General features: G+C 33.7%; 14 protein-coding genes. 4 read left to right on the forward strand and 10 right to left on the reverse strand.

What is annotated here, in order from left to right:
- Window positions 1-42: 42 nt before the first annotated feature.
- The 4 genes from J2W48_RS09685 (at window position 43) to guaB (ending at window position 4,700) form a co-directional block, all read left to right on the forward strand.
- The gene (locus J2W48_RS09685) at window positions 43-909 is read left to right on the forward strand and encodes a beta/alpha barrel domain-containing protein (protein WP_310280712.1); all 867 of its coding nucleotides are present in this window, start codon (window positions 43-45) and stop codon (window positions 907-909) included.
- An 83-nt stretch (window positions 910-992) separates the two neighbouring features.
- The gene (locus J2W48_RS09690) at window positions 993-1,547 is read left to right on the forward strand and encodes a hypothetical protein (RefSeq protein WP_310280714.1); all 555 of its coding nucleotides are present in this window, start codon (window positions 993-995) and stop codon (window positions 1,545-1,547) included.
- 1 nt (window position 1,548) lies between these two features.
- Complete coding sequence (locus J2W48_RS09695) at window positions 1,549-2,949, forward strand: DUF5723 family protein (RefSeq protein ID WP_310280715.1); 1,401 nt, start codon at window positions 1,549-1,551, stop codon at window positions 2,947-2,949.
- Between the two features lie 278 nt (window positions 2,950-3,227).
- Entirely contained in the window at window positions 3,228-4,700 is a 1,473-nt protein-coding gene (guaB, locus tag J2W48_RS09700) for an IMP dehydrogenase (protein WP_310280718.1), read from the forward strand.
- Between the two features lie 60 nt (window positions 4,701-4,760).
- On the opposite strand, the gene J2W48_RS09705 is transcribed toward guaB, so the two are convergent.
- The 10 genes from J2W48_RS09705 to J2W48_RS09750 all read right to left on the reverse strand — a co-directional run bounded on the left by J2W48_RS09705 (window position 4,761) and on the right by J2W48_RS09750 (window position 15,025).
- The gene (locus tag J2W48_RS09705) at window positions 4,761-5,300 is read right to left on the reverse strand and encodes a hypothetical protein (protein ID WP_310280720.1); all 540 of its coding nucleotides are present in this window, start codon (window positions 5,298-5,300) and stop codon (window positions 4,761-4,763) included.
- Window positions 5,301-5,435: 135 nt separating this feature from the next.
- The gene (locus J2W48_RS09710) at window positions 5,436-6,320 is read right to left on the reverse strand and encodes a L,D-transpeptidase (RefSeq protein WP_310280721.1); all 885 of its coding nucleotides are present in this window, start codon (window positions 6,318-6,320) and stop codon (window positions 5,436-5,438) included.
- A gap of 139 nt (window positions 6,321-6,459) precedes the next feature.
- On the reverse strand, window positions 6,460-7,410 hold the full coding sequence (locus tag J2W48_RS09715; protein WP_310280723.1) for an alpha/beta hydrolase: 951 nt from the start codon (window positions 7,408-7,410) through the stop codon (window positions 6,460-6,462).
- A gap of 36 nt (window positions 7,411-7,446) precedes the next feature.
- A complete protein-coding gene (locus J2W48_RS09720) occupies window positions 7,447-7,905 on the reverse strand; it encodes a DUF4348 domain-containing protein (protein ID WP_310280725.1) in 459 nt (152 codons plus the stop codon).
- 64 nt (window positions 7,906-7,969) lie between these two features.
- Window positions 7,970-8,554, reverse strand: a complete 585-nt coding sequence (locus tag J2W48_RS09725) for an NUDIX domain-containing protein (protein WP_310280727.1) — start codon at window positions 8,552-8,554, stop codon at window positions 7,970-7,972.
- Between the two features lie 51 nt (window positions 8,555-8,605).
- Window positions 8,606-9,880: an adenylosuccinate synthase gene (locus tag J2W48_RS09730; protein ID WP_310280729.1), complete on the reverse strand. Its 1,275-nt coding sequence runs from the start codon at window positions 9,878-9,880 to the stop codon at window positions 8,606-8,608.
- 87 nt (window positions 9,881-9,967) lie between these two features.
- Window positions 9,968-10,426, reverse strand: coding sequence for a Fur family transcriptional regulator (locus J2W48_RS09735; RefSeq protein WP_294926761.1), 459 nt, complete (start codon window positions 10,424-10,426; stop codon window positions 9,968-9,970).
- A gap of 88 nt (window positions 10,427-10,514) precedes the next feature.
- Window positions 10,515-12,734 carry a RelA/SpoT family protein gene (locus tag J2W48_RS09740; RefSeq protein ID WP_310280731.1) on the reverse strand — a complete coding sequence of 740 codons (2,220 nt, stop codon included), beginning with the start codon at window positions 12,732-12,734 and terminating at the stop codon, window positions 10,515-10,517.
- 261 nt (window positions 12,735-12,995) lie between these two features.
- Window positions 12,996-13,784 carry a TrmH family RNA methyltransferase gene (locus J2W48_RS09745; RefSeq protein WP_310280733.1) on the reverse strand — a complete coding sequence of 263 codons (789 nt, stop codon included), beginning with the start codon at window positions 13,782-13,784 and terminating at the stop codon, window positions 12,996-12,998.
- 206 nt (window positions 13,785-13,990) lie between these two features.
- Window positions 13,991-15,025: a serine hydrolase domain-containing protein gene (locus J2W48_RS09750; protein WP_310280735.1), complete on the reverse strand. Its 1,035-nt coding sequence runs from the start codon at window positions 15,023-15,025 to the stop codon at window positions 13,991-13,993.
- Between the last annotated feature and the right edge of the window lie 6 nt (window positions 15,026-15,031).

The raw sequence follows: 15,031 nt of genomic DNA on the forward strand, positions 1-15,031 counted from the left end.
TTTAAAAAAGGCATTAACTTAGCCTTTACAAAAGAATAAGCTTTGACTAAAGAAATCAAAATTATAGAATGCCCACGCGATGCCATGCAAGGTATCAAAGATTTTATTCCTACTAAAAACAAGGTTTCCTATTTGCAGTCTTTGCTAAGGATTGGTTTTGATACCATTGATTTTGGTAGTTTTGTTTCTCCCAAAGCGATTCCGCAAATGCAGGATACGGCCGAAGTTTTATCGCGACTGGACTTATCCCAGACAAGCAGTAAATTATTAGCAATTATTGCCAATACACAAGGTGCCAGTCTGGCTTGTGAACATGCTGAAATTCAATATCTTGGTTTTCCATTTTCGATTTCTGAGAATTTTCAAATGCGTAATACACACAAAACAATTGCCGAATCGTTAATCACTCTTGATGAAATTCTGGAAATTGCTGACAAGAACAATAAGGAATTGGTAACTTATCTTTCAATGGGTTTCGGAAATCCTTACGGAGATCCATGGAATGTTGAAATTGTAGGCGAATGGACAGAAAAATTATCTAATAAAGGAGTGAAAATATTATCACTTTCTGATACCGTTGGAAGTTCTACTCCAGAAGTAATTACGTATCTTTTTTCAAATTTAATTCCAAAATACCCTCAAATTGAGTTTGGTGCACATTTGCATACTACCCCAAATAGCTGGTTCGAGAAAATTGACGCAGCGTATAAAGCAGGCTGTAAACGTTTTGATGGGGCGATTCAGGGTTTTGGAGGCTGTCCTATGGCAACTGATAAACTAACAGGAAATATGCCAACAGAAAAACTGATCTCGTATTTTATAGCCAATAAAAAAGCGACAGGATTAAATACTCTAAGCTTTGAAAGTGCTTATAATGAAGCATCTAAATTATTTGGAAAATTTCATTAGGGTTTTTTTAGTATATTTACTATGCTGGCACAATACAAGCTCGTTAAAATGCGTTGTTTCTAATAAGCCAAAAACTTTTAGTTATGAAACTGTCAGGCATAAGTAAAATTACAAAATTTTTAGGTTTAATATTTCTGGGTTTCTCATGCTCCGGTGATTTAGATTTTGATCAGGTCAATGATTTGCAATTAAAGCCGGTTTTGGTCGCTAACCTGATTTATTTTGATATTCCGGCGAGTGCTTTCATAGATGACGAAACCGAACAAAGTGTTGTTTTTGATGCACAGGATTTTGACCCCTTTAGAAACTCTTTATTGCGGGAAGATTTAATGAAAACAGAGTTTAGTTTTGAGATAACAAATACAATTTCACGAGCCTATAAAATTGATTTAATTCTTATTGATGCCCAAAATAATCCAATTGAAACATTAAGTTTTACTATTCCGGCATATACAGGTACAAACAATGTTTTAAAATTCACTGAAATTTTCGAAAATCAACGTCTGGTTAATCTTAAAAAAACGATTCGAGTAGGTTTCGTCATAACAATGGCACCCGGGATGCCATTAAACGAAAATAGTACAGGAAATCTGAAACTTCGCTCAGGTGCAACACTGTATTTTGAAATAGAAGATTGAAATGAGAAAAGTATATCTAATCATATTAGTATCTACTCAAATCATTTGTTTCTCACAGAACAAGCAGATTTTGTATAATTTTACTTCAATTCCACAGTCTTTACTTGTAAACCCAGGTGCCGATGTTTCGTATAAATATTATTTTGGGATTCCCCTTTTATCCGGAATCTCAGCGAATATAGGTTCTGATAGTTTTTCAGCTTACGATTTATTTGCCGATAACGGAGTAGATTTTAATGACAAAATTCGAAGAATTATTAATAAAGCTTCCAATAAAGATAAGATATATGTAAATGAACAACTCGAATTGTTTTCTGGAGGATTTCGTGTTGGTGGAGAAAACAGCACCTCTTATTTTTCGTTTGGAGCTTATCAGGAATTTGATTTTTTAATGTACGTTCCTAAAGATATTGCCATTTTAGCCTTAGACGGAAATCGTGACTACATTGGAAAATCATTTAATCTGGGAGATGTGAATCTGCGTGCCGAAGTCCTATCTGTTTTGCACGTTGGTTTTCACAAAAAAATGAATCCAAATTTGGTGTTAGGAGGGCGTGTCAAACTATACTCAAGTGGTGCCAACGCTACCTCCACTAAAAATTCAGGATTTGTTTATACCTCCCAAAATTCAACTAATGGGAATATTTATAATCAAATCATCTCTTCTGATTTAGAACTGCAAACGTCGGGTATTGCTGCTTTTACAAAAGATGAGTATGACGGCAATATTGCAAAAGACATTGTTCATAATACTTTTTTTAATGGAAGCCTGGGTTTGGGTTTTGATACCGGAGTGACATATTATCCCAAAGAAAACCTTCAATTAACAGCTAGTCTTATCGACATTGGTTTTATTCGGCATACAAAAAACATTGAAACCCTGACTTACAAGGGAAGTTATAAATATGACGGTATAAATCCTAATTTCGATTTTACAGATGAGCCTGAAGATGTTTTTGATGAATTCGATAAAGCCATTCCCCGTGACACGCTTTATAACAAATACACAACCTGGAGACCTGCAAAACTGAATGCATCTGTTCAATATTCATTTGGGGAATACAGGGGCGATGATGAATGCAGCTGTACAAGGTCAAATGAGCGACAATATGTAAATGCAATTGGAGGGCAGTTTTTTGCTATGACTATGCCTAAACAGCCCATTATTGCTGTTACGGCATTTTATAAACGCAGAATTTTTGAAAAGCTGGAACTCAAAACAACGTATACAGTCGATTCTTATTCGTATAAAAATATTGGTTTTGGGGTTTCAGGAACATTAGGAAAATTAAATCTATACGCTCTTGTTGACAATGTATTAGAATATAAAGATATCACCAAAGCTAATAGTATGGCGTTTCAGTTTGGTCTCAATTTTATCTTTCAGGATGCTGAAAAGTAGAATTTAAGTCATTTAATTTTTCAGGAGCAATTCCGGCTGTCTATTACAAGCACTCAATCAAAACTACTTTTTTCCAAAGTTTTAAAAGAGCTTCCGCTGGTCGCTTTTTAAAACCGGGAAAAAATGTATTTTTGGTTTTCATGGCTTTTCATTTCCATCCGGGCTAGGGCTGTAAGGAAACGATTTCGTTAACCGTTCAAAAAAAATCTGAATAAGTTAGTATTCAAGTTTCCAATTTATTCACTATATTTGCACGCAATTCAACTACAAATTGCAACATGATAGCACACAACTCCAAGATTATCGGCGAAGGTTTAACTTACGATGATGTATTATTAGTACCTAACTACTCGAATGTGCTTCCCCGTGAAGTGAGTATCAAATCAAAATTTTCAAGAAATATTACACTAAACGTTCCAATTGTATCTGCAGCTATGGATACGGTTACAGAAAGTGCAATGGCAATTGCTATGGCACAGGAAGGCGGTATTGGTGTTTTACATAAAAATATGACCATCGAGCAACAAGCTGCGAAGGTTAGAAAGGTGAAGCGTGCAGAAGCAGGAATGATCATTGATCCTGTAACTTTACCACTGACCTCGACAATTGCAGACGCGAAAAATGCGATGAAAGAATTCGGAATTGGCGGAATTCCGATCGTTGACGAAAATAAAATCCTAAAAGGAATTGTTACCAATCGTGATTTGCGTTTCGAAAAAAACGGAGCGAGACCAATTATTGAGGTAATGACAAGCCAAAACCTGGTAACCGTTGCCGAAGGAACTTCATTAGAACAGGCCGAAGTAGTTTTACAAGGTCACAAAATCGAAAAATTACCTGTAGTTAATGCCAATTATGAATTGGTTGGTTTAATTACTTTCAGGGATATTACTAAATTAACGCAAAAACCAATTGCTAATAAAGATGTTTTTGGACGTTTGAGAGTGGCTGCAGCCATTGGTGTTACTGGTGATGCAGTTCAAAGAGCAGAGGCATTGGTTGCTGCTGGTGTTGATGCTATTATCATTGATACAGCTCATGGACATACGGAAGGTGTGGTAAATGTGTTGAAGGAAGTAAAATCAAAATTTCCAAATATAGATGTAATTGTTGGAAATATCGCCACTCCGGAGGCAGCTAAATATTTAGTAGCAAATGGCGCTGATGGTGTAAAAGTTGGAATCGGGCCTGGTTCTATCTGTACAACCCGTATTGTTGCTGGTGTAGGTTTTCCTCAATTTTCAGCCGTTCTTGAAGTAGCAGCAGCTATCAAAGGAACAGGAGTTCCAGTAATTGCAGATGGTGGAATTCGTTACACAGGAGATATTCCAAAAGCAATTGCCGCAGGTGCTGATTGTGTAATGTTGGGATCCTTATTAGCAGGTACAAAAGAATCTCCGGGCGAAACCATTATTTTTGAAGGAAGAAAATTCAAATCGTATCGCGGAATGGGTTCTGTTGAAGCGATGCAGGGCGGATCAAAAGATCGTTATTTCCAGGATGTTGAAGACGATGTTAAAAAGTTAGTTCCGGAAGGAATTGTAGGTCGTGTTCCGTATAAAGGTGAATTGAACGAAAGTATGCTTCAGTTTATTGGGGGACTTCGTGCCGGTATGGGATATTGCGGTTCAAAAGATATTCCGACATTACAGGAATCTGGACGTTTTGTTAGAATCACATCAAGCGGAATTACAGAAAGTCATCCACACAATGTTACTATTACGAAAGAAGCGCCAAATTATTCAAGATAATTTTAAGATTTACATATAAAAAGAAAGGCATGAGATTAATAACTTATGCCTTTTTTATTTCTAATTTATAATGGAGAAACCATTGTTAAGTTCATTAATAAGGTTTTGATTTTGCTCTATTGCTTCGGCTTGTGCACCATATTGCATCTGTATAGAGCCTCCTTTTCCATTATAGAAAAACCCTTGGTATTTGTATAGAAAATCATTGTAATCCAGTTCACATTCAAAGTAGTTAACTTCAATGTTATTGATCTTCTTCCTGGAAATTTTTAAATTTTTGATTTTGCCAAATTCCTTGTATTCCTCTTCAATGGTACTTTTAAGTTTTTTATCGGATATAAAATAATCATATTCAATAAAATAGGCGGTTACCAAATTGTATTTGTCGTTAAATTCTACATCCCAGTTTTCTGATTCTGAACTTTTTATCCAATGTTCCGGATTATATTTTATTTTGTAAAGCTCTTTTCGGCTTGTGTATGTTTCTGAGTTTGAGATTTTTTTAGTTTGCCCGATAGATAAAAAACCTGATAGCAGAAATAGAAAGATTAATTTTTTAGACATTTTATTTAGTGGATATGTTATATTTTCTTCTCTCATTTACTTTTAAGAGGGATAGATATTTTTAACGAAAATAGGTAAAATTAAAATGACTAATTATAAATAAAACAAGATTTTACGGAATTATGTTTTATTAAATTTATTCAAACTATAGCGTTTTTTTGAGGCATAATTTTATTTTTCAGAAGTATCAGTCTGATTATCTTCCCTAAGTTTTTGATTTTCTAAAATACTTTTCAAAAAAGGTGCTGTCTGACTTTCAATTTCTGATTCAGAAATATCTAATGCTTTTGGATCTTTAACCAATTCAAAAGAAGGTTTTGAGCCATCGAAATTATAACTTCCAAAAACAATTACCGGAGTTCCTTTTACTTTTACATTTTCACTATCTTTTAAAACCCATTCATCAGCCCATTTATAAAGGTACTTTGCATCTTTTTCTAATAAACGCAAACAAGAATGCGATGCCGGATAGCCTGGCAATTCGTATTCGTGAAATCCAACGCCTAGTTTGTTTTCAATATTGAAATTCCATTTCAAATCCCATTCGTCATTAAAAGTACTGGTTGTTTTCTCCGCTTTCCAGTTGGTAAAAAATAACCCGGTTGGGGTCTGGTCTTTTTTTCTACCCATATTTGTCGGGCCCGTATAAACCAATTCGCCATATTCGTAAGCCGCAAATGTTTGTGTTGGATACGAGAAGATCAAAATTTTTGAAACGTCTTTTAAATTTGAAACGTGAAACGGAAACGGGAGGTAAGAAGGTAAATCTCCACTGAAATCTTCCGGAATAACAACAGAATCCATTTTAGCAAAATTTGCTTTATCGGTTCTGTTGATGGCGTAAGCAATATTCAGTTTGGTCGAATCAGTTATATTAGCCTCAAGCCATTCTTTTGTTTTTTCAAAATGAAAACCAACAGTTTTTGGTTTTTTATATTCAATTGTTTTGTGATTTTTAGTTTCGGTTGATTTAGCAGCTTCATTTTTTTTGCAGGAAACGAATGAAACCAGAATAAGTAAAAGAAAGGGATTTAATGTGAAGTATAACTTTTTCATAAATAGAAATTTTATTGATGTAAAGTTATTTTTTTACTACTCAAATAAATTACACAATTTTTTGAATTGTTTGTTGTATTTTCACTTTAATATAACAAAAATTTAAAAACCTGATTCTTGAAAAAAATGGATTACTATTTTAATTTTCTGTTGCCCTTATAAATTCAGAAACATCCTTATTCCATTCTAATTTATTTTTTATCAAGTAGTTTTCATGCCCGGTTTTTTTGTAAATAGTCAGTTTCTTTGAAGCTTGCAAATTATCATAAATCTCATCAATTTCTTTACGGCTTACGCTTTTATCCTTTTCACCATACAGCAATAAAGTTGGGCAGGTTATATTTTTAGCATATTCTGCTGGATTGTGACTAAATCCCCAAAAACCATTTTGAAGACCGCCCCAGAATACTAAAAAACCGGCCATTGGAAAAGTTGGCGTATTCATTTTTTTAAATCTGGCACAAACTGTTTTATACATAGAACCAAATGGACATTCTATGATTATTCCTTTAGGTTTTATTCTGTTATCATTAATACATTTCATGATTGCAGCAGCACCCATTGAAGTGCCAAATAAATAGATGTTTTTTTCTCCTGATTGACTTATGTAATCAAATGTAGTTTTGACTTGTTCTGCTTCTTTGTAACCAATTGTAGTTTGATTTCCTTCTGAATTTCCGCTTCCCATAAAATCTACAAGCATAGTATTGAAACCTAATTTTATAAATTCATCTGATTTTTCAATCATTGAAGATTTTTCAGAACCATAACCATGAAATAAAATAATAGTTCCTTTCTGTTTTTTATTTTTAATCAACCAGCATTCAATTTCTTTATTACTTTTTAGTTTTACGGTTTGATATTTCTGAGATGGAAATTTTAGATTTTTAGGTTTAGGATTGTTGACACTAAGAAATAGAGTTTGTGCTTTTTCAAGCGGAGATAGTTTTTCCGGGCTCTTGGTCTTTGGAGAATTATTTTCTGTGAAATGTGTGAATTTATAAGCATGTATAAAAGCAATAATATTTATCATTATAAAAACAATTGCTGTTATTCTAATATGTTTTGTTCGATTTTTAAGTAATATCATTGGTTGAGTAAAGTTTTAATGAAGTTATTAAAAAACTTAATTTGATTGATCTTTCCAAGTTTTTAAAAACCATTTTCCATCTATTTTTTCAAAGGAAAAATCAGAATAAATTCCATTATCAACTCCTCTAATTTCTACAACGGCTATATTATTTTTGAATACAATTTTTTGGCTATAACGATCCAGTTCTCTTGTTAGGGCATCTTTAGAATAAGTAAAATCCAATTTTGAATATTCAGACTTAGGTATTGTTTTTTCTATTAATTGAATCATATTTTCGTTATCAATTTCTTTTATTTTCAGGGGAAATTTTATTCGGCTAATTTGAAAAATAGAATCACGGCTGAAATTGTTTAAAAATGTTACGAAGTTTTCATCCATTACTTTTGGACTTTGTTTTTCGAATATTGTATCTGCTTTTTTAATAGTTTCATTTTTACAGTTGGTAAATAGAAATGCAATTAGAAAAACTAAGATTATTGAATTTTGATTCATTTTAAAATTTGTAATTAATGGCTAGACCGTAAAATGAAATTATATATTAAACTGATTTATACTTTTAAATCAACCCTTTTATCTTTGCATACTGCAACAACATAATCGTTTTAGCATCCAAAATTTCTCCGGACTCAATCATGGTATAAGCTTCTTCAAAAGTATATTCAAGAACTTCAATATGTTCTTGTTCAGCATCTAATCCGCCGCCTTCACTTACTTTCATACTTTCATCATATTCGCCTGTAAACAAATACAAAATCTCTGTAACAGCACCTGGTGACATGTAAGTTTCCATAATTTTCTGTACTTTATCAAGTCGGTAGCCTGTTTCTTCTTCGGTTTCACGAATAATGGCTTCTTCGGGGTTGTCGTGATCTAAAAGTCCGGCGCAAACTTCAATCATCATTCCGGTTTTATTTCCGTTAAGGAAAGTTGGTAAACGAAATTGCCGTGTTAGAATAACTGTTTTATTAGAAGTATTGTATAATAAAATAGCGGCACCGTTTCCGCGATCATAAATTTCACGTATATGGGTTTGTGGTGCTTCGTTTTCTTTTTGATAGCTGTAAGTTACCTTATTCAAAATATACCAATTGTCAGATAGTAACTTAGTTTCTCTTATTTTAATCTCAGGATTTTTTCTCATTTTGAAAATAGGTTATATAAAAAAACGCTCTGATTTTCAGAGCGTTTAAATTTATTGTTTTGTTATTGTTTGCTTTCTGTCTGGGCCTACCGACACAATTTTGATTGGCACTTCGATTTCTTTTTCAATAAACTCAATATATTCTTTTAGCTCAATTGGTAATTGATCATAAGTCGTTAATCCAGTTAAATCTGCTTTCCAGCCTTTAAATTCTTTATAAATTGGAGTTACATTTTCCGGCTCGATGTTGTAAGGAAAGTGAGAAATGTTTTGTCCTTTATAATTGTATTCCGTGCACACTTTTAAAGTTTCAAACCCTGAAAGAACATCGCCTTTCATCATCATTAATTGTGTTACTCCGTTTACCTGAACAGCATATTTTAAAGCGACTAAGTCTAACCAGCCACAACGTCTTTGTCTTCCGGTTACAGAACCAAATTCGTTACCCACTCTTGCCATTGTAGCGCCAACCTCATCAAAAAGCTCGGTAGGGAAAGGCCCGCTACCAACACGCGTAACGTATGCTTTAAAAATTCCGTAAACTTCTTTGATTTTGTTAGGAGCAATTCCTAAACCGGTACAAGCTCCGGCTGCAGTAGTGTTTGATGAAGTTACGAAAGGATAAGTTCCGAAATCAACATCTAATAAAGAACCCTGGGCCCCTTCGCATAAAATAGATTTACCTGCTTTTTGAGCCTGGTGCATATATTCTTCACTATCAATAAAGTCTAATTTTTTTAATTCTTCTATAGCTTCAAAAAATTCTTTTTCAAGTTCAGCTAAGTTATATTGAATTGCGACATCGTAAAAAGCAATCATAGCTTCATGTTTGTCAGCCAATGCTCTGTAACGTTCTTTAAAGTCTTCTAATTCAATATCTCCAACACGTATTCCGTTTCTTCCGGTTTTGTCCATGTAAGTTGGACCAATTCCTTTAAGGGTCGAGCCAATTTTCGCTTTCCCTTTGGATGCTTCTGATGCTGCATCCAGCAAACGGTGTGTGGGTAAAATTAAATGCGCTTTTCTTGAAATAATCAATTTGCTTTTAATGTCAATTTTGAATTTATCTAAACCTTCAATTTCCTTTTGAAAAACTACCGGATCAATTACAACACCATTTCCAATGATATTGATTGATTTTTTATGAAAAATTCCGGAAGGAATAGTTCTAAGTACATGTTTGATTCCGTCAAATTCTAATGTATGTCCTGCATTTGGCCCGCCTTGAAAACGTGCAATAATATCATAATTAGAAGTAAGAACGTCAACAATTTTTCCTTTACCTTCATCTCCCCATTGTAATCCTAGTAATAAATCTACGGTCATTCTGTTTTAATTTGCGTTTGGACAATCTAAATCGCCCTACTGATTAGTGTAGTTAATTTTTATTTATTTTTTGAAAATCTAAGCTGATTATTCTTTTTGCTTCTTGTTTCCGTAGAAATAAAGAGAATGATTGGTGATTTCAATATCAAATATTTCTTCGATTGTTTTTTTGATGGTCTGAATTCTCGGATCGCAAAATTCAATTACTTCACCGGAATCCGTCATAATAATATGATCGTGGTTTTTATCGAAATATGATTTTTCGTAGTAAGCCTGGTTTTGCCCAAATTGATGTTTTCTAACCAAAGCGCAGTCTAACAATAACTCGATCGTGTTGTATAAGGTTGCTCTACTCACACGATAGTTCTTGTTTTTCATTTTGATATAAAGGTTTTCTATGTCAAAATGTTCTTCGCTATCGTATATTTCCTGAAGTATAGCATAACGCTCAGGAGTTTTGCGATGCCCTTTTTGCTCAAGATACATTGTAAAAACATTTTTTACAATTTCTTGATTCTTAGTGTTGTCAGTTGAAATGAGTGTCATATCCGGCAAAGATAATTTTTTATTTTTAATGAATAAAAGTTTCGGGTTTAAAGTTTAGTTATAAAACCCTTATAGATAGGTTAAAAAGTTAGGTTCTGTATTCTCTGGATACCTTATCAACACCATCAATTTTTTTAATGGCATTGATCATTTTTTTCAAAATGGTGTTGTTTTTTACAATAACAGCTATTTGTCCATGAAAAATTCCTGCATCCGTGCTTAATGAAATACTCTGGATATTTACGCTCATATTATTTGAAATGACTTTGGTTAATTGATTGGTAAGACCCAAAACATCCATTCCTGTAATATTGATAATGGCTTTGAATTCTTCCTGAGAAGAGTCTATCCATTTGGCGCTCATAATGCGATAAGCATAATTGGACTGCATACCAATGGCGTTCGGACAGTCTTTTTTATGCACTTTTATTCCTTCATTAATGGTTACAAAGCCAAAAACGTCATCTCCCGGAATTGGATTACAGCATTGTGAGAGTTTATAATCAAGTTTGTCATGCTCTGTTCCAAAAACGAGCATATCATAATTACTACTGATAATTTGTTTGTGAATATCATCATCGGCAGTATCTTTATTTCTTTTGATTTTATTTTTGAAGAAATTGATAATCGAATTGCTTTTTTGTGCGGCATAATCTTTCAATTGCTGATTCTCAATAGCACCTATCCCCACCCTGTAAAATAAATCCAAACTGGTTTTGAGCCTGAAAAAATTAACCAGTTCATTGATAACTTGCTCGTTGATGGTTATTTTTAAGTGTTTCAGTTTTCTGGTAAGCAGTTCTTTTCCTTCTTCGGCAATTTTTTTAGTATTCTCGTTAAGGACATTTTTAATTTTATTTTTGGCTCGCGAAGTCGTTACGTACTCTAACCAGTTGATAGTTGGTTTTTGATTGGCTGATGTAATCACTTCTACCTGATCACCGCTTTTTAGTTCATGATTTAGCGGAACCAGGCGTCCATTAACTCGGGTTCCTCGGGTTTTAATCCCAATTTCAGAGTGTATGCTAAACGCAAAATCAAGGGATGTAGCTCCTTTAGGCAATGACTTGATTTCGCCTTTTGGTGTAAAGACAAAGATTTCTTGTGAATATAGGTTCATTTTAAAATCTTCTACAAAATCAACCGCATTGGTTTCAGGATTTTCCAAAGCCTCACGAAGCAAGTTAAGCCATACATCCAGACCGCTTTCTTCTGATGCTCCGTTTTTATATTTGTAATGTGCAGCGTAGCCTTTCTCGGCAATTTCATCCATGCGCTCGCTTCGTACCTGTACTTCAACCCAACGGCCTTTTGGCCCCATAACGGTTATGTGCAACGCTTCGTAACCTGTGGATTTAGGAGATGAAATCCAGTCGCGCAAACGGCTTGGGCTGGGTCTGTAATGGTCAGTTACAATCGAATAGATTTTCCATGCTACAAATTTTTCATCGTGCGAATCACATTTATAAACAATTCGAAGCGCAAATTTATCGTACACTTCATCAAAACTGACGCTTTGGGAACGCATTTTTCGACGAATTGAATAAATAGATTTTGGTCGTCCTTTTATGATGTAATCAATGTTTTCTGCATCAAGCGATTTTTTCAGAACATCCGAAATATCTTTGATGTAAGCATCCTGTTCTTCTTTTGTTTCTCTGATTTTGCTTACAATGTCTTCGTAAATAGCTGGTTCTGTATATTTTAAACCTAAATCTTCAAGTTTGGTTTTTATGTTGTAAAGCCCCAAACGATGGGCGAGAGGAGCGTAAATATATAAGGTTTCAGAGGCGATTTTGGTTTGTTTGTATTCCACCATCGACTCCATGGTCTGCATATTATGAAGACGATCTGCTAATTTGATCAGGATAACACGAACATCATCGTTCAGTGTGAGGATCATTTTACGGAAATTCTCTGCCTGCATGGAAGCATTCAGATCCTTTTGAACCATTGAAATTTTCGTCAGTCCTTCGACTAATTGTGCTACTTTTGGATTGAATAAACGTTCAATATCTTCAACTGTTATGGGAGTATCTTCGACAACATCGTGCAATAAAGCCGCAGCAATAGAGGTGGCTCCCAAACCAATTTCGGAAGCTACAATTTTCGCAACTGCAATAGGATGAAAGATATACGCCTCACCGGATTTTCGTCTTTGTTCTTTATGGGCATCAACAGCAACGTCAAAAGCTTTTCGAATTAGCTTTTTATCTGTTGGGGTTAAAGTTTGGTAACTAATTCGAAGTAATTCTTTATACTCTTGGGCAATTGCTTTGTTTTCTTTTTCAATATCTATTTCTATCATAACGGCATGGTTCAATTCTTAAAAATAAGCATTAGTTGGAATATACGCAAGGGATTCAATTGTTGATTTTAGATTTTAGATTTTAGACTTTTTTGAGACAATTTATGCTTGTCAAATCTATTGGAACAAGGGTTTTATACTCGAAAAAAAATCGACTTTGCTCAGTCTGATAATAGAATTTGCCAGTCATATCGTTTGAAAAATAATGAAAAGTATATTTGTTAATTCACAAAGTGAAACGGCAATCTTTTAAATTTCTAACTAAAACCCTCTTTGTCTTTTAGCTTCAAAGATCAAAATTGCGGCAGCCACCGAAACATTCATACTGTCTATTTCGCCCTGCATCGGAATAATGATGTTTTGAGTTGCTGCATCACGCCAATCCTGAGTTAAACCTGTTGCTTCTGTTCCCACAACCAAAGCGGTTGGAGTAGTGAAATCCTGTGTGTGATACGATGTTGAATTTTGAAGTGTGGCGCAATAAAAATTAATCTTTTTTTCTTTCAGAAAAGCTATGATTTCTGCAGTTGTTCCGGTTGCAATTTGATTGGTAAACAAACACCCAACACTGGATCGAACGATATTTGGATTGTATAAATCACTTTTTGGATTTGCAATTAAAACAGCATCGAGATTAGCTGCATCGGCCGTACGTAAAAGTGCCCCGATGTTTCCCGGCTTTTCAGGTGCTTCTGCGACTAAAATCAACGGATTGTCAGATAGTTTTAAATCTGATAACTGCATGGATTTTGTTTTGGCTATTGTAAGCACGCCTTCAGTAGTATCGCGATAGGCTAGTTTTTGATAAATTTCTTTATTGATTTCGATTAATTGAACTGGTGAATTAACCAATTTATTGATTTCACTTTCAGTAACCAATTCAGGTAAAAACAACACCGTTTCAATTTCATAACCTCCTTTTATCGCTAATGAAATTTCACGTAATCCTTCTATCAAAAATGTTCCGGTTTGTTTGCGTGCTTTTGCTTTTTCCTGCAATAAAACAAGCGATTTTATAAACGGATTTTGTACTGAAGTGATTTGTTTCATTTTTTTAAGGCTCAAAGTTGCAAAGGGGCAAAGGTACTGAGATTTTTTTAAAAAGAGATAAAGGTTCAAAGTTGCAAAGGTACAAGGGAGGAAAGGCTTTTTATTGATGATTTTTGGCTAAAGCCAATTTGATAATCCTGTTTTAGACCAGCTAAAGCAGGAGTCAATTGAAAAAAGATTCAAAACCTTGTAGTTTTAGAAAATTATTATTTATAGTTTTTTATTTCATTTCGTATTATTTTCAAAATTTCAGTATGATAATAGAAAGTTTTTTTTATTTCATTAGTATCATAAGCAATATTTTCAAGTACAATAACACTTGTTTTGGTTTTAGGAAAATAATAACTCATAGAAATAAATCCTGAAGAATACCCAGTTTGCCCAAATTGTAAAATTTCTTCTTTTTGATCAATAGTTATTCCATAACCATATGCAGTTATTCCAAAAACAGGATGGTTTCGTACTGCATTTTTTTGCTTTGTTTCAAGTGTTTTTATTGTTTCTTTTTTTAATAATTTTCCACCGTAAAATTCCCTATTCCAAAGATTTAAGTCTTTACAATTTGATATAAAAGAACCTGCAGCAACATAGTTTTGAAAAGACTTATTTTCGAATTCAATTTTACCATTTTCAGTTTCTGTATAACCTTTAACTAAATTTTTATAATTCTTGAAATCAGGGTGAAAAGTATAATCCATTCTACACTTTGTAAATAAATCTGTAGAAAGTTCTACGAATGATTTGCCTGAAGTCTTCTCAATAATTTGGGCTAATAAATCATAACCTATTTGTGAATAAGAATACTGAGTTCCGGGTTTAAAGATGGTTGGTTTGTCAAGTTGAACAATTCCATGCGTGTGTGTCAATAATTGATGAATTGTTACAGTATCTGCCCAATTTTGCTTTAATTCAGGTAAGTATTTATGAATAGGAATAAATAATTCAAGGCGACCCTTGTCAAATTCTCTAAGTACGAGAACCGCAGTAAATTGTTTGCTTATAGAGCCAATTACAAACTGATCGGTAAGATTTAAAAGTGTTTTTTTGTTTAAGTCAGAGTACCCTTGAGTTTTAGAATATTTTGTTTTTCCTTTTTGGGAGATAAAAATTATTCCGTTAAAAGGTTTTGCTGTTTTAACAGAAATAAGAGAGTCGATTTGTTTTTCAAAAGCGATTTTTTGGGCATATGTCGTGGCTGTTATTTTATAGAACAGTAATAAAAATAATATCGTTTTCTTCATTTGGCT

It is taken from the genome of Flavobacterium piscis, assembly GCF_031457575.1.
Lineage (GTDB): Bacteria > Bacteroidota > Bacteroidia > Flavobacteriales > Flavobacteriaceae > Flavobacterium > Flavobacterium piscis_A.